The organism is Actinoallomurus acaciae, from assembly GCF_042429965.1.
Lineage (GTDB): Bacteria > Actinomycetota > Actinomycetes > Streptosporangiales > Streptosporangiaceae > Actinoallomurus > Actinoallomurus acaciae.
Genome location: NZ_JBHLZP010000007.1, coordinates 38,654 through 57,052 on the forward strand (window position 1 = coordinate 38,654; position 18,399 = coordinate 57,052).

The window sequence follows — 18,399 nt, forward strand, 5'->3', positions numbered from 1 at the left end:
TGGCTCAACCCACGATCTTGCTGGCCCGGCCCAGTACATGAATCACCAGGGGACGGCCGGGGACGCCGAACCGCACAGCCTTAGCAAGGACTCAGGCCCTCGCGTCACCACAGACGCTACCCGGCACCCGCCGACCGCCACCCCAACCAACCACTCACACGCGGGACACATGTTCCCCGGCCCTGAACCGGGTAGGGGAGTAGATCTCTGCGATATTCGGGTAGGGCCGGATCCATGGCGAAGAACGAGAACCTGGGACACGAGCCGGCCGAGACCGATGATCGCCGATTCGCACCGGTCACCCGTGACTCGGATGCGCGCGGACGCACCGTCCCCGCGGAAGAGGAGGGAATCGCTCGTCAGGAGGACGAGGCCAGCGGAACAGGTGTGCCCGGCGTCGACGTGGGGCAAGCCGATGCACTCCCACCCGACGACGAAGGCGTACGGCGCGCCGAGGAGCAGGACGACTCCCGCTGAACCCGCCGTACGGGTCCAGGCCATCGCGGCGGTCCGGTCGAGAAGGCCGGTGTTCATGAGCCTGGTGAGCAGGTTGGAGACCGAGACCGCGCTGGACCGGGTGATCGAGCCGGTGCAGAAGTTCGCACGCCGGCTACGTCCGGGGCGGGGTCATGGACCGGACCGGCCGGGCACTGGGTGCCGGGGGGCTGAGCCACGGCGAACAGCACGGACGCCGAGTAGCCGACTTGGCCGTTTACGTGCGCCAGCACCACGCCGAGCATGACGTGACCCAGCTCGTCGAAGTGGTCACCGGAGAGACCTGGTGAACCCGATCGACGCTCCCGGCACCGCCGAGACCCGGTGGCGGGCCGGGCCTTCGGGAGTTGTCGGCGCTGGACGTCTCGGGCTGGTGCAGTGCCGTCGTCATCGCCGCCCATCCCGACGACGAGGCGCTCGGCGTCGGCGGCCTGATGACGATGCTCGCCGAACGCGGTCTGGCTCCGGCTGATCGCGGTCACCGAGGGCGAAGCCTCCCACCCGGGGGGAGGACATCGTGGCACGGCGGATCGTCGAGACGACAGCCGCCCTGCGACACATCGGGGACTGCGAGGTCGTACGGCTGGGCCTGCCGGACAGTGGCGTGCGCGACGACGAGGTCACGCTCCGGCTCCCCGGGCCGCTGGCGGGGTTCGACGTGTGCCCGGCACCGTGGGAGAACGACGTGCACCGCAATGCTCGCCGAACGCTGCAACCGTCCTCGCGTGGGACACCTCCGCCACAGCCGTCAGTCAGGCGCGCCGCCGTGCGCCGCTCGCCAGCGTCGAACAGCGGATGATCCCAGCCCAGCGGCCGGTCGGGACGTTCGACCTGATCATGTTCTCCGAGATCCTCTACTACCTCTCGGAGCCGCGACCGTCGTGGTGGTCGCCGACGCGTGCACGGACCGCACCGCCGAGATCGCGTCGCGATCGTCAACGAGGTCGCACGACGCGACGTCGGCGCCGCAAGGGCCGCCGGCGTACGCGAGCTGATCAGGCGCGGTACCACGTGGGTGGCGACCACCGACCCAGACATGCTCGTGCCCGCCGGCTGGCTGACCGCTCAGCTGAGATTCGCGGCCCAACGCCGGGATGTGATGGTCGGCAGCGTCTCGGTCACCGACTGGATCGGCCACCCGCCGTGACGGTCGGCCGTGTTCGTGGCCCGCGTCCAGATCCTCGATCATGTCGGCAATGGCGTGGGCGGCCGGCGCGCCGGGCGGCAGTCGTCAGTTTCGTCGCCCCTGCGTCCAGCAGACCGTGGGAAGGCTCCGGGAAACACCAGCACATTGTTGATCGGGTCGGGCTGGTCGTTACGGCCGGTCGCGACGACGGCCGCGTGCCGCCTCGCCGTATCCGGGTCGACCTCGGGCCCGGGATTGGCCAGGACCAATACGACCGCGCCGATGGCCATGGCGGCGATGTCCTCGAGCTTGACACCACCGAATCCGAGGACGATCGCCTTGACGGCGGCCACCCATGGCATCGACGTCAGCCGACTCCGTTGCGCCCGGGCGGTCATCGCGCGTCTCGATCGGGCTGGAGTTCGGCGGTCTGCCCGACCGGGCCGACTGCCGGCCACCGGTTCGCTGATCACGGAATCTGCGCTACCCGCAGGAACCCGGACGGTATCGGGCTACTTGTTCAACGCGTCCTGCAGTTCCTTCTTGCTCATGTTCGAGCGGCCCTTGACGCCGCGGCGTTTGGCCTCGGCGTAGAGCTGGTCTCTGGTCTGGCCGCGCGGGCCGGGGCGGCCGGAGCGTTTGCCGCCCCGCTGCTGCGGCGACATGTCGTGCGTCGAGGTCTTGCTCGCCTGCTTGGACTCCCCGGAGCGGGCGCGGTTCTTATTGACCGTACGCGCCGCGATCTCCTCCGCACGGTCCTCGCTTTCCCCGCGGTCCTTGGCCGAGGACTTGACGTGTTCGTACTGACGCTCTCGCTTGGCGCTCCACTGCTGCCGTGGCATCGCTACCTCCTCGATGAGACGTCGACCCGGCGACCGCCCGGGACCGGGCCAGCCGTCATTGACGGCCCTACCCCCGGCCCGGGCCCGTATTCGGCCCGATCGCCGTCGCCGCCGCCGATCCGACCGTGCAAGACCCGGCGGCTCGGAATCGGGATGGCACGAGGAGTCGACTGTTGGATCACGCGATCCGGGGGTAGAGCGGCCGAGGCGGAAGGGAGACGAGCGACGATGAAGGCGCTGACCTGGCACGGCCGACGCGACGTCCGCGTGGACGAGGTGCCCGACCCGACGATCCAGCAACCTACGGACGCGATCATCAAGGTGACGACGACCGCGATATGTGGCTCTGACCTACATCTTTACGAGATCCTCGGCCCCTTCATCGAGGATGGCGACATCCTCGGGCACGAACCGATGGGCGTGGTCGAGGAGGTGGGGAACGAGGTCACCCAGATCAGTCCGGGCGACCGGGTGGTGATCCCGTTCAACATCTCGTGCGGGCACTGCTTCATGTGCGACCAGAAGCTCTACGCGCAGTGCGAGACGACCCAGGTCCGCGACCAGGGGATGGGCGCCAGCCTGTTCGGCTACACCAGGTTGTACGGGCAGGTGCCCGGTGGACAGGCGGAGTTCCTCCGGGTTCCGCAGGCCCAGTTCGGGCCGATCAAGGTCCCGGAAGGGGCGCCGGACGAGCGGTTCGTCTACCTGTCGGACGTGCTGCCCACGGCATGGCAGGCGGTCGAGTACGCGGCGATTCCCGACGGTGGCAGCGTCACCGTGTTCGGGCTGGGGCCGATCGGCCAGATGTCCGCGCGCATCGCCCGCCATCGGGGCCACCGTGTCATCGCGGTGGACGGCGTACCAGAACGGCTGGCGATGGCCCGGCGGCACGACATCCACGTGCTCGACGCGCAGGCGTGTGAAGACGTGCCCGCCGCCGTACGAGACCTGACCGACGGGCGCGGCACGGACTCGGTGATCGACGCGGTCGGGATGGAGGCGCACGGCTCGCCAGGTGCCCAGATCGCCCAGGGCCTCACCAGCCTGCTTCCCGACGCCGCCGCAGGTGCCCTCATGAAGAAGGTGGGAGTGGATCGGCTCGCCGCGCTCTACCAGGCGATCGAGACCGTGCGCCGGGGTGGGACGCTGTCGATCAGCGGCGTGTACGGCGGTGTCGCCGACCCGCTGCCGATGCTGCAGATGTTCGACAAGGGCGTTCAGCTGCGCATGGGCCAGGCACACGTCAAACGCTGGATCGATGATCTGATGCCGCTCGTGACCGACGACGCCGATCCGCTCGGTGTCGGAGATCTGGCCACGCATCGCCTGCCGCTCGATGCGGCGCCGTACGGCTATGAGATCTTCCAGAAGAAGAAGGACGGCGCCATCAAGGTCCTGCTCAGTCCCTGACCCGCAGAGCCGAGCTTGTGAACCGAAGCGATCATTGATGGGGAGTCGACCATGAGCGACAAACAGGCGCAGAGCCAGCCGTATCCCGGTGAAACCGGAAAGATGAGCCCGCGGCCGCGTGACGAGATGCGCGACTACTCCGGCCGGGGGCTGCTGACGGGTAAACGAACGTTGGTGACCGGGGGAGACTCGGGCATCGGCCGCGCGGTCGCGGTCGGTTTCGCCAAGGAGGGCGCCGACGTGGCGATCTCCTACCTCGAAGAGGAGACCGACGCGCGACACACCAAGGAACTGGTCGAGCGGGAAGGGCGGCGCTGCCTGACACTGGGCGGCGACATGTACGAGGAGGCTCACTCACGCGAGGTGGTCCGCCGCGCGGCCGAGGAGTTCGGCCGTATCGACGTGCTCGTTCTACACCATGGCACGCAGCAGCCCGTCAAGGACGTACGAGAGATCACCACCGAACAGCTGGAACGAACCTTCCATGTCAACGTCCACAGCTTGTTCTGGACGGTGCAGGAGACCCTCGACCACATGCCGGACGGCGGCTCGATCGTCGTCACCGGTTCGATCAACGGATTGCGAGGAAACAAGACGCTCATCGACTATGCGGCGAGCAAGGCCGCGGCGATGAATTTCGCCCAGTCGATGGCGCAGATCCTGGTCGATCGGGGGATCCGGGTCAACTGCGTGGCACCCGGCCCGGTGTGGACGCCTCTCATCCCGGCCACATTCGACGCCGAACGGGTCGAGGGCTTCGGCGAGCAGTCGCCCATGGGCCGAGCCGCAGAGCCCGACGAGATTGCCCCCTCTTACATCTTCTTCGCCAGTAACCGGCTCTCCTCGTACTACACCGGTCAAAACCTCGTTCCGGCCGGCGGCGAGATCCACCCCGGGTAGCGGCACCGCTCGATCGTCCGCATGCTCGACCATCGGACTACGGAGAGGGATTTGGGAGCCGGCGACCGAGGCCTGATCGACCGTATGGGATTGACCCGATGGCCGCTCATCGTTAGTTCTGTGCCTTGGGGGTAGCAACAGCGGCATGTCCGTATGGAGTTCACCGGGCGCGGTCGTGCTCGGCGTCGCTGTTGCTTTCGGAGCCACCGCCGGGTGCGCCGGTTCCCCAGAAGCGGGAGACGTACGGCGTGCGGTGACGGCGTTCTTCACCGCCGTAACGGCGCATCGCGACACCAAGGCGTGCGCCGATCTGGCACCGCAGGCGGCACGGTCCCTGGCGACGAGTGACTCGAGTTGTGCAGACGAGATCGGCAAGCTCAAGCTGTCCGGCGGGACCATCCGGACGGTACGGGTCTGGGGCGAGCGGGCGCAGGTCCTATTGAGCCGGGACACCGTCTTCCTGACACGCCTTCGCGAAGGCTGGAAGGTCGCTGCGGCTGGCTGCCGGCGGCAGGCCGAGGGTCCCTACGACTGTGACGTGGAGGCCTGATGCGCCTGATGTTCGGGCTCACCATGGCGATCATCGTCGGCGGGCTGGCCTATGTGATCGTCATCGGGCTACTGGGCCGGTGAGGGGCATGCGACGCTTTCTGCGGTCCAACGGGCTGACACTCTTCTTCCTGCTGATCCTGGTGTTGGCCCTGGCCGGTCAGGCGGTCTCGGGCGTCTACGTCTTCAACGACAGGCAACTGACCTCCGGCGGCGCGCAGGTATCGCTCGCGCACTATCTGACCTCATCGCAGTTCGCCGTGGACGTTGCGGAGAACTGGCAGTCGGAATTCCTGCAGTTCTTCCTCTACATATTCGTTACGGTGTGGCTGGTGCAGCGTGGCTCGCCGGAATCGAAGAACCCTCGCGAGGCCGGGGTGGAGTCCGACGAGCGGCAGAAGGTCGACGCGCACGCGGCGGAGGACTCACCGGCCTGGGCCGCCGCCCGCGGCTGGCGCACCGCACTCTTTTCTCGCTCGCTCGGCCTGATCATGGGCGCACTGTTCCTTCTGTCGTGGCTGGCCCAGTCGATCGCTGGGCTGTCCGCCTACAACGCCGATCAGCTCGCCGACTTGTCGGATCCGGTCTCGTGGACCGGCTACGTCACCTCTGCGGATTTTTGGAATCGCAGCCTGCAGAATTGGCAGTCGGAGTTCCTCGCCGTCGCCGCCATGGCCGTTTTCTCGATCTACCTGCGCCAACGCGGATCACCGGAGTCAAAACCGGTCGGCGAGTCTCACTCCGCGACCGGAATCGAGGGTTGAGCTATACCAAGTGAGCGAGGCGTACGGATCATTCTTCTCTTCGGCCCATTCAGTAGGAGTCGGTGACATGGAAGCGGTCAGCTATGCGATGTTTTCTGATAGTCGGCGCATCACCTCGGCAAGCTCACGCTGTTCCTTCCGTGTTTCTGGCATGACCAACTCGTACGAGCGATTATTCAAAGCGGTGCCGAGACCGAGAAACTCTAGTGCGTCATTCAACATGCTCGTTCATCCACCAGGAGGTCACCGGTGCAGCAATTCGACGGGTTTCTCGTTCGATGGCCGTACGCTCGTCGAGGTGCGCGTCGACCGTCGGCTGCCGTCCTGGCGGAGCGAGGGCGCACGCATGGGTGCGGTGCGGAGGGGTAGCTGCTGTGGGTATGCACAAGAGTCGAATCGGCGGCATTTTCATCGACCATCCAGGGTCCTCCTTCGAGGCGAGTCTGCGGTTCTGGCTGGCGGCGACCGGCCGGTCGCTGGCTCCGGAAGCGGAGCGGGAAGATCCCTACCGCTCGTTGGGGCTGTTCGGGGGCGACGTAGTCGTGGAGGTACAGCGCGTCGGTGAGGGAACAGATCCGCGTGTGCATCTCGACATCGATACCGATGACGTCGAGGCCGAGGTCCAGCGGCTGGAAGCGCTGGGTGCCAGGCGGCTGGAGAGCCAGGAGAACGGTCGCTTCTGGCAGATGGTCGATCCCGGTGGCCTGGTGTTCTGCGTGATACCGCCGCACACTTCCGACTTCGACGAGCAGGCCACTGTCTGGCCCTGACCTTCGGGGAAGCGGGCGTCGTACCCGGGATGGGCGACCGTGCCCGGGCAGGCATTCGAGACTGCCACTTACGGGGGCTGCTACGGGTGCACCTTCCCGGCACGGCCGATGCTTCCGGGTTGTTCCTCGTCGCCCTGCTCTGGTGATCTGGTTGTTCGTCTCATGCAGGGCATATAGATATACATGTTGCATAAAGAAAAAAGGAATTCGCGGAAACGCTGATCGAGCCGCAAGGCGTCAACGCCGGAGACGAAGCCGTCGAAGTCTTGATCGAACGCCAACGGATCTCGGGGAGACCACGGCCTTAGCGATCTTGAGGAGAGCGTCGCAGGACCACAACATCAAACTCCGCGAGCTTGCCTACCGGATCATCCAGACCGGCGAGGCGCCCGACATCCTATGCTCCACTACCGCCGCGGTGCTGTCGGATGGCGGGCGCCGAAGGTTGCTTGTCAGCCTCGGCGGCAGCATGGAGGGTCTGGCTCGCGATCTGGGCGAAACGATGAGGCCGCCATGATCACCTGCCGAGCAGAAGCCCGGAGAGGGACGGTCGCAAGTTGAATCGGCGACAGGGGCGGTGAGACTTCCGCTGGTATGCCGGTCAGGTGTTCTCAGTGTTTCCGGGCCGCGCGTGCCTGGCGCTGGACAGGTTTTTCTTGCTGGTGGCCGGGAAGCGGCTGAGCTATGGACCATTCGGAGGCTCCCGTACTCGACGCGCTCGCCGCCTACCATCGGCGGCGGTATCTGCCGTTCACCCCGCCCGGTCACAAGCAGGGCCGGGGGGCCGATCCTCGGGTGCGCGCGGTGCTCGGTGACGATGTCTTCCGGGCCGACGTCCTGGCGACCGCCGGGCTGGACGACCGGATGTCCTCGGCCCGGGTTCTGGAGCGAGCCCAGGAGCTGATGGCGGACGCGGTGGGAGCCGAGCACACGTTCTTCTCGACCTGTGGCAGCTCGCTGTCGGTCAAGAGCGCGATGCTGTCGGTGGCCGGACCGCACGAGAAGCTGCTGGTGGGCCGGGATGCCCACAAATCTGTGGTGGCGGGCTTGATCTTGGCCGGTATCCGGCCGATCTGGGTGGAGCCGCGGTGGGACCCGGAGCTGCGGCTGGCACATCCCCCGAGCGCGACGGCGTACGAGCGGCACTTCGCCGAACACCCCGACGCCCGCGGTGCGCTGGTGACCAGCCCGACCCCGTACGGCACCAGCGGTGACCTGTCCGCGATCACCAAGGTCTGCCATGACCGTGACCTGCCGCTGATCGTGGACGAGGCATGGGGCGCGCACCTGCCGTTCCATCCGGAACTGCCGACGTGGGCGATGGACGCCGGCGCCGATGTGTGCGTGACCAGCGTGCACAAGATGGGCAGCGGCCTGGAGCAGAGCTCGGTCTTCCACCTCCAGGGCGGCCGAGTCGACCCGGCGGTGCTCAGCGCGCGCGAGGACCTGCTCGGCACGACGAGTCCGTCCGTGCTCGTGTACGCGGCCCTGGACGGCTGGCGGCGTCAGATGGTTGAGGAGGGCCGTGACCTGCTGCAGGCCGCACTGGACGTGGCCCGGTCCGTACGCGCGGAGATCGCCGGCATCGAGGGGATGCGCGTCCACGGGGAGGCCGACTTCCTCGGTCCGAATCGTGCCGCCGAGATGGACCCGCTGCAGCTCATCATCGACATCAGCGCGCTCGGCGTGACCGGTTACAGCGCGGCCGACTGGCTTCGCGAACATCATCGCGTCAACCTGCACGTCTCCGATCACCGCCGGATCAGCGCACAACTCACCTACGCCGACGACGAGGAGTCGGTCCGGCCATTCCTCGCGGCGCTGCACCACCTCGCCCAGGAGGCGGGGCGGGAGGACGGTGAACTGGATCGTGCGGGCGAGATCCGGGTGCCCACACCGGAGGAGGTTCGACTCGACCTCGTACATCTGCCGCGCGACGCCTTCTTCGGCCGTACGGAGCAGGTGCCGATCGAGCGGGCGGCCGGCCGCGTGGTGGCCGAGATGCTGACGCCGTACCCGCCGGGCATCCCGGTCGCCCTGCCGGGCGAGCGCCTGAACGACGCCGTCGTGGACTATCTGCGTACCGGCGTCGAGACCGGCATGGTGATCCCCGACGCCACCGACCCGGAAGTGAAGAGCATCCGGGTCTACCGCGAGCCGTGACCGGCTCCTCGGCGACACGGCCATGAGTTGTCCAACCACGGCGTACCGGCCTACCTGGCCGGCGAGTCCGATCGTTTCCCGGTGAAAGCGGGTGGAACACGATTGAGATCGGCGCTGAACCTAGTTGGTGGATTCGGCGCGGATCACCACGAGTTCCTCGTAACGCTGCCCCGGCCCGATCGCTCCGGTCGCCTCCAGCCGCTCTGCCCTACCGCGCATCAGGCGTCCAAATTTCTCACGGGCCCGTCCGACCTCGGTGGTCTTCAGGCCCGCCGATCGAAGCTGTTCGATCGTTTCCAACACACCGGCCAATGCCGACTGGACGACCAGAAGCCTGCCTCCGCACGCGAGTATTCGAGGCGCCGCCGTACACAGCCGGTCCAGGAAGGCGCGGCCGTCGGGCCCGCCGTCCCAGGTGCGGTTCCGACGTCGGTAGCCACAGTCCGAGCTGACGTAGGGAAGATTTGCGACGACGACGTCGAAGACCTGACCGCGGACCAACTCGAACAAGTCGCCCCGCTGGACCCGGATCGGCAACCGGCGCAACCGTGCATTGACCCGCGCGGCGAGGACGGCTCGTCGGCTGATGTCCACCGCCAGTACTTCGGCGCTGGCTCGCGCGGCCGGAAGAGCCAGCACGCCGGTTCCCGTACCCGCGTCCAAAACCCTGGCACCAACGCGCACACTCGACGCCGTGCGCAAGGCATCGGCGAGGAGCCAGGTGTCTGCCTGGGGCCGGTACACACCGGGAGGCCTGAACAACCACACACTGTGCTCGTGCCACCGGATGGGCTAGGCGAGACGCTTGATTCGGTCAGGGTCAGACAGGGGAGTATCCCATTGCGATGGTGTCGGCCGGGGGGACACACGACTTGCGGTGGGCTCTCTTCATCGAACAATGATCTTCCGGGCAATTGTCGGCAAAGCGTGGTCGCGAGAAGGGTCTTTCGGGGATGGGGTGGAGATATCGTCTCCACTGATCGCCAGGACGGTGCCGAGCGCCTCCAGCGCTCAGTCCATGGCCGTCGCCTCCTCCGCACTCCGAGCGCGCACAAGCGTCGCGGACTCTCGGCGGACATGGTGGTGAGCATCGCCAGGACAGCCGGGCGGCGGCGCCAGGCTCTGACCTGTGTGGGCGGCGATCAGTTGCCAGAGTCCTGGGCGGACCCTCATGTCATCCGTCGACTCGACATGGTGCGGTGACCTGCCTCGCTGCCGACCGTGAGTGAAGCACGCCGCAATAGTGCGGCACACTATTCATGAAATAAACTTCATTGATCGTGTGGCCGTCGTGTTTCTCAGGAGGATTGTTGAGTCAGCAGGACACGTCCGGGGCGAGGTCCTGGACGTTCTTGACGAGTCATGCCCGTGCTCTGATCGCGATCGCCCATAACCCGCACAGCCGACTACGGGACATCGCGGACCGGATCGACGTCACCGAACGCTCCGCCCAGACCATCGTCAACGACCTGCAGGAGGCGGGCTATATCACCAGGACGCGTGTCGGACGCCGCAACCACTACAGCATCGACCCCAGCCGGCCCTTCCGTCATTCGGCGGACGCCGACTACCGCATCGAAGGTCTGCTCACCGTCTTCACCAGTCATGACAGCCTCTACCGTGGCGGTGATCAGGACACGTCGACCGACCTTGGTACGTGATCCCTGGGAGAGCCGGGAGGTCACGGTCCGCAGACCGGGCGTTATCTCTCCGTGCCCGCTTACGGCGACCTGACGGTGAGGGTTTCATGAATTAAACTTCACTTAAGGCTGGTCGGCCTGCTCAGTCGCGAGCCTTCCGTCAGGCGATCAGGAGGGGCGGCCCCGTGGATCTAACGCTGAGGCACCGGCGGCTTCCCGGCGTGTCCGTGATCGCAGTGCGTGGCGAGCTAGATCTGCTGACCGCCGGTCTGCTTGAGGAGCGTCTCCAGCAACTGCGCCGGCGGGGAGATGAGTTCGTCCTGGATCTGGCCGGGACGTCCTTCATCGACTGCAGCGGCGTTGGCGCGTTGATGCGAACCCATCACCGTATGCGTCAAGGCGGCGGGCGTCTGCATCTGGCCGCACCGCAGCCGGGCCCGGCCAGAGTCATCCGGTTTGCGGACCTCGATGCCGTGCTGGCCGTGCGTCCCAGCGTTGAACACGCCATCGGCGCCGCCTTCAACGACCACCAGCAGACATCCAGACGTTTAATCGAAGCGGCAGCAGCCTCCGTAGTTGTTCGGACCATCGATGAGCCGCGGATGATCTGACCTGCCCGATGACAACTTCACGAGGTGGGGCGTGGCGAAGACGCTGGAACCGCAGGACTGGGCGGTAGCGCTGGCACGCGCGGCGCATGACCTCCAACAACAAGAGTCACTGAGACAGACTCTGGAGCGTGCGACCTCGTACGCGGTGGACCTGGTTGGCGGCTGCGACGCGGCGGGAATCATCGCCGTCGACAAGCGCGGTGTCCGTGCGCTTTCCGCGAGTGATCCCATCGCCTGCGCCGGCGACCGGCTCCAGCAGGAGTGCGGTGGGGGTCCCAGCTTTGAGGCAATCGACGGCACCGTGCAGGCGTGTCGTGTGGCCGACCTCGATGTCGCGCCACGGCGATGGAGGCGCTTCACCGAGGGTGTCGTCCGGCTGGGCATCGCCGGTGTCATGGCGCTTCCGCTGCTGGTTCCGGGCGAGATGCTGGGAGTACTGAACGTCTACTCCCTGCGTCGAGGAGAGTTGACTGTCGAGTCCGAACGGCTGGGGGCTTTGCTGGCCTCGCACATAGCGGTCGCATTCGCGACGGCCCAAGCGGAGGAGAACCTGCGAACGGCGGTGACCAGCCATCAGCAGGTCGGCGAAGCGGTCGGGATCTTGATGGAACGCTACAGGATCGGCAAAGGCGAAGCCTTGGCGATGTTGACCAAGGCATCGCAGAACCAGAACACCAAACTCCGTGAGCTGGCCCGCCAACTGGTCGAAACCGGAGAGGTTCCCGGAGTCAGTTGACTCGAAGCTCTGACCTGGGCTCGCCGCACCGGGGCCTTGAGCGTGTAGCGGTCTCCGTTCCACCGCGGCGAACCGTCAGGCAAAGGTGTGCACTGGGTCGAGCCGCGGCTGGTCGGGGAGGTGGCTTTCACGCCCGCCCACCCTGACGGGATCGACGGCGAGCGGGTTTCCCAGAAGAACGTCTCCGACTACCCACCCGACTGGGTGAAGCGTGTCCGGGAGCAGCGCAAGGACAAGCGCGGGGACCGCCTGTTCCTGGACGTCATGCGCAACGCGTACGAGCAGACGGTCGTGGTGCCGTTCAGCGTGCGGGCACGTCCTGGGCTCACGTGGCGACGCCGCTGCACCGGGGGGAGATCGAGGACCCGAAGCTTGCCCCGGGCCGGTTCACGATGTCCTCGATCATCAAGCGCCTGGCCGAGATCGACCAGTGGGCGGGACTGGGACGGCATCGCCACGGCCTCGGCCCATTGCCCGAACGTCTCCAGGGGACCACAGGCTGATCTGGGCGCTCCCGCGCGGTACCGGGCTGTTTACGCCTCGGCGCTCGGGTAGGGCCGCAGGGCCGCAAGGGCGTGGTGTACGCGGCGACGTCTCCGTGACCGAGGAGGATGCCATGGCGGCCCAGGACGACCGTTCGGACAAGGACCGGCAGCTCGATATCGCCCGGTCCGACTCTCAGGAGAGCGTGTTGACCACCGATCAGGGGGTCGCCGTCGGCGACTCCGACAACTCGCTGCGTGCCGGCGAGCGTGGCCCGACGCTGATGGAGGATTTCCACTTCCGCGAGAAGCTCACGCACTTCGACCACGAGCGGATCCCCGAACGCGTCGTGCACGCCCGTGGCGCCGGTGCGTACGGCTACTTCGAGCCGTACGGAGATGCCCTGGCCGGGGTGACGGCGGCGGAGTTCCTGACCACACCGGGAATGCGAACCCCGGTCTTCGTCCGGTTCTCGACGGTCGCGGGCTCGCGCGGGTCGGCCGACACCGTACGGGACGTACGGGGCTTCGCGACCAAGTTCTACACGCGGCAGGGCAACTTCGACCTGGTCGGGAACAACATGCCGATCTTCTTCATCCAGGACGGGATCAAGTTCCCCGACTTCGTGCACGCGGTGAAGCCCGAGCCGCACAACGAGATCCCGCAGGCGTCCTCGGCCCACGACACCCTGTGGGACTTCGTGCGGCTCCAGCCCGAGACGACGCACATGATGATGTGGCTGATGTCGGACCGGGCGCTGCCGCGCAGCTACCGCATGATGCAGGGATTCGGCGTGCACACGTTCCGCCTCGTGAACGAGGACGGCGTGGGCACGTTCGTGAAGTTCCACTGGAAGCCCAAGCTCGGCACGCACTCGCTGGTCTGGGACGAGACGCAGAAGCTCGCCGGAGCGGACCCGGACTTCAACCGCCGCGACCTGTGGGAGGCCATCGCGGGCGGTGACCTTCCCGAATGGGAACTCGGCGTGCAACTCGTCCCCGAGGCGGACGAGCACTCCTTCGATTTCGACCTGCTCGACCCGACCAAGATCATCCCGGAGGAGCAGGTGCCGGTACGGCCGGTCGGCCGGCTGGTGCTGGACCGCAACCCGGACAACTTCTTCGCCGAGACCGAGCAGGTCGCCTTCCACACCGCGAACGTCGTGCCCGGCATCGACTTCACCAACGACCCGCTGCTGCAGGCCCGGCTGTTCTCCTATCTCGACACCCAACTGATCCGCCTCGGCGGGCCCAACTTCACCCAGCTACCGGTCAACCGGCCGCTGAACCAGGTGAGCAACCACCACCGCGACGGCTATCACCAGACGACGGTGTACCGCGGACAGGCCGCCTACCACCCCAACTCCCTCGGCGGCGGATGCCCGGCCATCGCGGGCGACGGCTACACGCACTACCAGGAACGCGTCGACGGAAACAAGATCCGCAAGCGCAGCGAGAGCTTCGCCGATCACTACTCCCAGGCCACGCTGTTCTGGAACAGCATGGCGGACTGGGAGAAGGAGCACATCGTCGCGGCGTTCCGGTCGAACTCGGCAAGGTCGAGTCGACGCACGTCCGAGAGGGCGTCGTACGGAACCTGTCCCACGTCCACCATGAACTGGCCACGAGAGTCGCCGAGGGCATCGGCGCCGCGCCGCCCAAGCCCACGGGCCCGGTCAGCGACCGGCGTTCTCCGGCGCTCAGCCAGGACAACAGCCCCACCGACACGGTCGCGACCCGCAAGATCGCGATACTGGCCGCCGACGGTGTGGACGGCGACCACGTACGCGCGATCACGGATGCCCTGACCGAGGCCGGAGCGACCTGTGAGGTCCTGGCCGCCGCCGACGGAACACTCACGGCGACCTCTGGAGACGACCTCCCGGTCACCCGGTCCCTGACCACTGTCGCCTCCGTCCTGTACGACGCGGTGCTGATCTCCGGTGGCGACCGATCCGTCCAGACTCTGGCGGGCGACGGCGACGCGGTCCACTTCGTCAGCGAGGCCTTCAAACACGGCAAGGCGATCGGCGCACTGGGCGACGGCGCCTCGCTGCTGGAGATCGCCAGGGTCACCTCCGTACGGAAAAGCGGCCATGAGACCGTGACCGACCAGGGCGTGGTGACCGGCGGGACGGCCGGCGGCGACTTCGCCGAGGCGTTCATCACCGCCGTGGCCGCCCACCGCCACCCCGGACGGCGTCTCGGCCCGGTTCCCGCGTGACCGGCGCCGAACCTCCCGGAGGCGAGGGGCCCCACAGAGCAGGTATCCATCGGTTGCCCTGGCGCCGGCCGGGTAGAGGGGAACCCTGTGAAGAACGTGCGTGAGATGCTGCCCATGGACGTCCGTCGTTCGCTCGGTGTCGAGGCCGCCACGCGCCGGGCACTGATCGGCGGTGTGCTGCCGCTGTGGCTGGGCGCCGGCCTGGCCGACTGGTACCGGCACCGGCAGACCCGCATCGAGGACACCGCGGGAGCGCGGGAGTCGGCGATCCACCTGCTGATGATGGGTGAGGCCGGTGTTCCGATCATGCTCGGGCTGTTCTGTGAGGTGAACGCCGGGGTCCTGCTGACGTCCTTCGCCGCTCTCGGTGTGCACGAGGCGACGGCGTACTGGGACCAGGCCTACGCCGAGCCGCGGCGCCGGGTGACCCCGGTCGAGCAGCACATTCACAGCCTGCTCGAGATCGTCCCGCTGATGGCGACGGGGTTCTTGACGGTGCTGCACTGGGATCAGGCCTGTGCCCTGGTCACCAAGGGGCGGAAGGGCTCGCGGTTCGCGCTCCGGCGCAAGCGCCGCGACCCGTTGTCCGGCCGGACCAAGGCCGGGCTCATCGGCGCCATGCTGATGTTCGGTGCCATCCCCTATGGCGAGGAGCTGTGGCGCTGCCTGCGAGCTCGGCCGACGCTGGGCACGGCCCCCGAGCCGGCCGAACCCGCCACCGAGACCCTGCGACGGCCCGAGACCCACTCGAGCCGCCGGTGAACCCGGATTCGAGGCCGCGGGCGCATCCGGTTTTGTCGGTTTGGCCCGCTAGAAGCCTGTAACCGGGGGTAGTGGGGCGGCATGAGCAGCTGGCGGAGGCATGTCGAGCAGCGCTTCATCGAGGTGGCCGGTACGACGGTTCCGGAACCGGGCAGCGGCGCGACCTGGAACCGATGGGCCTTCTTCGCACGGCTCGCGGAGGAGGACCTGTCGCTGGCGCGATTGAGCGAAGGCCATTTCGACGCGCTGGCGATTCTGGCGGAGCTGGCCGGTCCCCGGCCGGAACCCGGGAGCCGGTGGGCGGTATGGGCCGCCAAGCCCGCGAGCCTTGAATTCTCCGGAGGCCGTGTCCGAGGCGTTAAACCGTACTGTTCCGGTGCGCGGATCTGCACCCATGCGCTGGTCACGGCCGGTGACCGGCTGCTGGCGGTCGCTCCTGGCACCCCGGTGACGGGGAGCTGGCCGGCGACCGGGATGGCGGCGAGCGACAGCCTGGACGTCCGGTTCGCCGACGCCCCCGCGACGCCGGTCGGGCCGCCCGGCGGGTACACCGGCCGGCCGGGCTTCCACCACGGTGGGATCGGGGTCGCCGCCGTCTGGTACGGCGGGGCGCGTGCCGTCGCCCGCCCGCTGGTCGGTGCGCGTGACCCGCACGCGCTCGCTCATCTGGGCGCGGTCGAGGTCGCACTGACGGGCGCGCGTACCGCGCTGGAACGGGCGGCCGAAGAGATCGACGCCGATCCGCTCGACCGTGAACGGCAGGCCGCCGGCCGGGCCCTGCGGGTGCGGGCCCTCGTAGCCGAGACCGCCGCCGAGGTGCTGGACCGGGCCGGCCGGGCGCTGGGCGCCGGGCCGCTCAGTCACGACGAACAGCATGGACGCCGGGTGGCCGACCTGACCGTATATCTGCGTCAGCATCACGCCGAGCGTGACCTGGCCCGGCTCGGCGAGATGGTCACCGGAGCGACCTGGTGAACCCGATCGAGGCGCCTGGCACCGCGGAGCCCCAGTGGCGGGCCTGGCCGGGACTACGGGACCTGCCCACTCTGGATGTCTCGGGCTGGCGCAGCGCGGCGATCGTCGCCGCGCACCCCGATGACGAGGTACTCGGCGCCGGGGGCCTGATGGCGATGCTCGCCGACCGGGGAGTCCGCCTACGGCTGATCGCGGTCACCGACGGTGAGGCCTCCCACCCGGGCCGGGACATCGCGGCACGACGGATCGCCGAGACGACCTGCGCGCTGAAGCACATCGGGGACTGTGAGGTCCTACGGCTGCGCCTGCCGGACAGCGGTGTCCGCGATGACGAGCTCGCGGCGCGGCTCCCGGACCTGCTGGCGGGGTTCGAGGTGTGCCTGGCACCGTGGGAGAACGACGTGCACCCCGACCACGAGGCGGCCGGACGCGCGGCCCTCACCTGCGACATCCCGGTCCTGCGATTTCCGATCTGGACCTGGCACTGGGCGCGGCCCGCCGACCCCGGGGTCCCGTGGGAGCGGGCGGCGCGGGTGCCCCTGCCGCCGCCGATTCTCCACCGCAAGCGTTCCGCCATCGACTGTTTCACCAGCCAGACGGAGGGACCAGACCCGATCCTGCCCCCTGGCGTCCTGGAGCATTTCACCCGCCCCGCGGAGGTGCTGGTCCGTTGAACACGCTCGGGCCCGGATACTTCGATGACCTGTACGCGGACTCGCCGGACCCCTGGGGGTTCGCGTCGCGCTGGTACGAGCGCAGGAAGTACGCGCTGAGCCTGGCGATGCTCCCGCGAGAGCACTACCGGGACGCGTTCGAACCCGGCTGTTCGATCGGGATCTTCACCGCCCTGCTCGCCGCCCGCTGTGACCGGCTCCTCGCCTGCGACACCTCCGCCGAGGCCGTACGCCGCGCGCGCCTGCGGGCGCCGGAAGCGACCATCGAACAGCGAATGATCCCGGCACAGTGGCCGGCCGGAACCTTCGACCTCATCGTGTTCTCCGAGATCCTGTACTACCTGGGCGACGCGGACCTGGCTCAGGCGCTCGAACTCGGCACCGGCTCGCTCCGGCCGGGTGGCACTCTGCTCGCCGTGCACTGGCGTCATCCGGTGGCCGACTACCCGCGTACCGGCGACGACGTGCACGCCGCTCTCGCCCGCACCCGCCTGTCCCGGCTCGCGCGTCATATCGAGGCCGACTTCACCGCCGAGGTCTATGTCAACGGCGTGGCCGTCTCCGTGGCGACCGCGGAAGGCCTCACGTGATCGCGGGTGTCGTCGTACCGGCGCACAACGAGCAGGAACGGCTTTCGGCCTGCCTGGCCGCGCTCGGCGACGCGACCGTGGTCGTGGTGGCCGACGCGTGCGCGGACCGGACCGCCGAGGTCGCCCGGCGAGGCGGCGCGATCGTGGTCGAGGTCGCGGAGCGCAACGTCGGCGCCGCACGCGCCGCGGGCGTCCGCGAGCTGATCGGGCGGGGCGTGTCGTGGGTGGCGACCACGGACGCCGACACGCTCGTGCCCACCGGCTGGCTCACCGCACAGCTACGACTCGCCGCCCGGCGCTGGGACGCGGTGGCCGGCACCGTCTCGGTCGCCGACTGGACCGGCCATCCGCCGTGGCGACCGGCCGCCTTCGCCCGCCGCTACGCCCGCGACACTCCCGTTCACGGCGCCAACCTCGGATTCACCGCGGAGGCCTACCTCGCCGCCGGCGGCTTCCCCGCCCTGCGGACCGGAGAGGACCACGCGCTGGTCGAGGCGATGGAGCAGGCCGGCCGCCGTGTCCTGCGCACCACCGAAGTGAACGTCACCACCTCGGCGCGCCTGCGCTACCGCGCCCCGCATGGCTTCGGCCACCTGCTCGCCACCCTCGAGCCCTGATCCCCGTTCGTCCCCGGGAGCGGATGTTTGGCGTACCGCCGTCGGGTAGCGCGGGCCCTAGCCGATCGA

At 68.1% G+C, this 18,399-nt stretch carries 20 protein-coding genes and 1 pseudogene; 18 read left to right on the forward strand and 3 right to left on the reverse strand.

Annotated elements, in window-relative coordinates:
- Positions 1–234 precede the first annotated feature (234 nt).
- Both ACFFNX_RS02565 and ACFFNX_RS02570 read left to right on the forward strand, forming a co-directional pair.
- On the forward strand, positions 235–477 hold the full coding sequence (locus ACFFNX_RS02565) for a hypothetical protein (RefSeq protein ID WP_378194381.1): 243 nt from the start codon (positions 235–237) through the stop codon (positions 475–477).
- A gap of 916 nt (positions 478–1,393) precedes the next feature.
- Entirely contained in the window at positions 1,394–1,642 is a 249-nt protein-coding gene (locus tag ACFFNX_RS02570) for a glycosyltransferase family 2 protein (protein ID WP_378194384.1), read from the forward strand.
- Between the two features lie 38 nt (positions 1,643–1,680).
- On the opposite strand, the gene ACFFNX_RS02575 is transcribed toward ACFFNX_RS02570, so the two are convergent.
- Both ACFFNX_RS02575 and ACFFNX_RS02580 read right to left on the reverse strand, forming a co-directional pair.
- Positions 1,681–1,974, reverse strand: coding sequence for a hypothetical protein (locus ACFFNX_RS02575; protein WP_378194386.1), 294 nt, complete (start codon positions 1,972–1,974; stop codon positions 1,681–1,683).
- A 159-nt stretch (positions 1,975–2,133) separates the two neighbouring features.
- Positions 2,134–2,463: a plasmid stabilization protein gene (locus ACFFNX_RS02580; RefSeq protein ID WP_378194389.1), complete on the reverse strand. Its 330-nt coding sequence runs from the start codon at positions 2,461–2,463 to the stop codon at positions 2,134–2,136.
- A 228-nt stretch (positions 2,464–2,691) separates the two neighbouring features.
- Between ACFFNX_RS02580 and ACFFNX_RS02585 the strand changes: the two genes are divergently transcribed.
- The 6 genes from ACFFNX_RS02585 (at position 2,692) to ACFFNX_RS02610 (ending at position 9,019) form a co-directional block, all read left to right on the forward strand.
- Positions 2,692–3,873, forward strand: coding sequence for a zinc-dependent alcohol dehydrogenase (locus tag ACFFNX_RS02585; RefSeq protein WP_378194392.1), 1,182 nt, complete (start codon positions 2,692–2,694; stop codon positions 3,871–3,873).
- Between the two features lie 51 nt (positions 3,874–3,924).
- Complete coding sequence (locus ACFFNX_RS02590) at positions 3,925–4,773, forward strand: SDR family oxidoreductase (RefSeq protein ID WP_378194395.1); 849 nt, start codon at positions 3,925–3,927, stop codon at positions 4,771–4,773.
- Between the two features lie 145 nt (positions 4,774–4,918).
- Complete coding sequence (locus ACFFNX_RS02595) at positions 4,919–5,323, forward strand: hypothetical protein (protein WP_378194398.1); 405 nt, start codon at positions 4,919–4,921, stop codon at positions 5,321–5,323.
- 88 nt (positions 5,324–5,411) lie between these two features.
- Positions 5,412–6,086, forward strand: coding sequence for a DUF6766 family protein (locus ACFFNX_RS02600; protein ID WP_378194401.1), 675 nt, complete (start codon positions 5,412–5,414; stop codon positions 6,084–6,086).
- Between the two features lie 380 nt (positions 6,087–6,466).
- Complete coding sequence (locus tag ACFFNX_RS02605; protein WP_378194404.1) at positions 6,467–6,856, forward strand: VOC family protein; 390 nt, start codon at positions 6,467–6,469, stop codon at positions 6,854–6,856.
- Positions 6,857–7,540: 684 nt separating this feature from the next.
- Positions 7,541–9,019: an aminotransferase class I/II-fold pyridoxal phosphate-dependent enzyme gene (locus ACFFNX_RS02610; protein ID WP_378194407.1), complete on the forward strand. Its 1,479-nt coding sequence runs from the start codon at positions 7,541–7,543 to the stop codon at positions 9,017–9,019.
- Positions 9,020–9,139: 120 nt separating this feature from the next.
- Here the strand turns inward: ACFFNX_RS02610 and ACFFNX_RS02615 are convergent, their stop codons facing one another.
- Positions 9,140–9,763 carry a HemK2/MTQ2 family protein methyltransferase gene (locus ACFFNX_RS02615; RefSeq protein WP_378194410.1) on the reverse strand — a complete coding sequence of 208 codons (624 nt, stop codon included), beginning with the start codon at positions 9,761–9,763 and terminating at the stop codon, positions 9,140–9,142.
- A gap of 566 nt (positions 9,764–10,329) precedes the next feature.
- Between ACFFNX_RS02615 and ACFFNX_RS02620 the strand changes: the two genes are divergently transcribed.
- The 10 genes and pseudogenes from ACFFNX_RS02620 to ACFFNX_RS02665 all read left to right on the forward strand — a co-directional run bounded on the left by ACFFNX_RS02620 (position 10,330) and on the right by ACFFNX_RS02665 (position 18,330).
- Positions 10,330–10,680, forward strand: a complete 351-nt coding sequence (locus ACFFNX_RS02620) for a helix-turn-helix transcriptional regulator (RefSeq protein ID WP_378194413.1) — start codon at positions 10,330–10,332, stop codon at positions 10,678–10,680.
- A gap of 164 nt (positions 10,681–10,844) precedes the next feature.
- Positions 10,845–11,270, forward strand: a complete 426-nt coding sequence (locus ACFFNX_RS02625; RefSeq protein ID WP_378194416.1) for an STAS domain-containing protein — start codon at positions 10,845–10,847, stop codon at positions 11,268–11,270.
- Between the two features lie 31 nt (positions 11,271–11,301).
- Positions 11,302–12,006 (forward strand): GAF and ANTAR domain-containing protein, encoded by a 705-nt coding sequence (locus tag ACFFNX_RS02630; protein ID WP_378194419.1) that lies wholly within the window; start codon positions 11,302–11,304, stop codon positions 12,004–12,006.
- A 329-nt stretch (positions 12,007–12,335) separates the two neighbouring features.
- The gene (locus ACFFNX_RS02635) at positions 12,336–12,509 is read left to right on the forward strand and encodes a hypothetical protein (protein WP_378194483.1); all 174 of its coding nucleotides are present in this window, start codon (positions 12,336–12,338) and stop codon (positions 12,507–12,509) included.
- A gap of 113 nt (positions 12,510–12,622) precedes the next feature.
- Positions 12,623–14,712, forward strand: a pseudogene (locus ACFFNX_RS02640) (catalase).
- An 87-nt stretch (positions 14,713–14,799) separates the two neighbouring features.
- Positions 14,800–15,474, forward strand: coding sequence for a diguanylate cyclase (locus tag ACFFNX_RS02645; RefSeq protein WP_378194422.1), 675 nt, complete (start codon positions 14,800–14,802; stop codon positions 15,472–15,474).
- A gap of 81 nt (positions 15,475–15,555) precedes the next feature.
- Positions 15,556–16,449 (forward strand): acyl-CoA dehydrogenase family protein, encoded by an 894-nt coding sequence (locus ACFFNX_RS02650; RefSeq protein ID WP_378194425.1) that lies wholly within the window; start codon positions 15,556–15,558, stop codon positions 16,447–16,449.
- On the forward strand, positions 16,446–17,123 hold the full coding sequence (locus ACFFNX_RS02655; RefSeq protein WP_378194428.1) for a PIG-L deacetylase family protein: 678 nt from the start codon (positions 16,446–16,448) through the stop codon (positions 17,121–17,123). The genes ACFFNX_RS02650 and ACFFNX_RS02655 overlap by 4 nt, the downstream gene beginning before the upstream one ends.
- Positions 17,120–17,713, forward strand: a complete 594-nt coding sequence (locus tag ACFFNX_RS02660) for a class I SAM-dependent DNA methyltransferase (protein WP_378194431.1) — start codon at positions 17,120–17,122, stop codon at positions 17,711–17,713. The genes ACFFNX_RS02655 and ACFFNX_RS02660 overlap by 4 nt, the downstream gene beginning before the upstream one ends.
- Complete coding sequence (locus tag ACFFNX_RS02665) at positions 17,710–18,330, forward strand: glycosyltransferase family 2 protein (protein WP_378194434.1); 621 nt, start codon at positions 17,710–17,712, stop codon at positions 18,328–18,330. Before ACFFNX_RS02660 ends, ACFFNX_RS02665 begins: the two co-directional genes overlap by 4 nt.
- Positions 18,331–18,399 lie beyond the last annotated feature (69 nt).

Bases quoted from the DNA above. Each gene is read 5' to 3' on its own strand.
- ACFFNX_RS02605 (WP_378194404.1), top strand. From the start codon at position 6,467: ATGCACAAGAGTCGAATCGGCGGCATTTTCATCGACCATCCAGGGTCC.
- ACFFNX_RS02600 (WP_378194401.1), top strand. From the start codon at position 5,412: ATGCGACGCTTTCTGCGGTCCAACGGGCTGACACTCTTCTTCCTGCTG.
- ACFFNX_RS02650 (WP_378194425.1), top strand. From the start codon at position 15,556: ATGAGCAGCTGGCGGAGGCATGTCGAGCAGCGCTTCATCGAGGTGGCC.
- ACFFNX_RS02610 (WP_378194407.1), top strand. From the start codon at position 7,541: ATGGACCATTCGGAGGCTCCCGTACTCGACGCGCTCGCCGCCTACCAT.
- ACFFNX_RS02580 (WP_378194389.1), bottom strand. From the start codon at position 2,463: ATGCCACGGCAGCAGTGGAGCGCCAAGCGAGAGCGTCAGTACGAACAC.
- ACFFNX_RS02595 (WP_378194398.1), top strand. From the start codon at position 4,919: ATGTCCGTATGGAGTTCACCGGGCGCGGTCGTGCTCGGCGTCGCTGTT.
- ACFFNX_RS02585 (WP_378194392.1), top strand. From the start codon at position 2,692: ATGAAGGCGCTGACCTGGCACGGCCGACGCGACGTCCGCGTGGACGAG.
- ACFFNX_RS02565 (WP_378194381.1), top strand. From the start codon at position 235: ATGGCGAAGAACGAGAACCTGGGACACGAGCCGGCCGAGACCGATGAT.
- ACFFNX_RS02590 (WP_378194395.1), top strand. From the start codon at position 3,925: ATGAGCGACAAACAGGCGCAGAGCCAGCCGTATCCCGGTGAAACCGGA.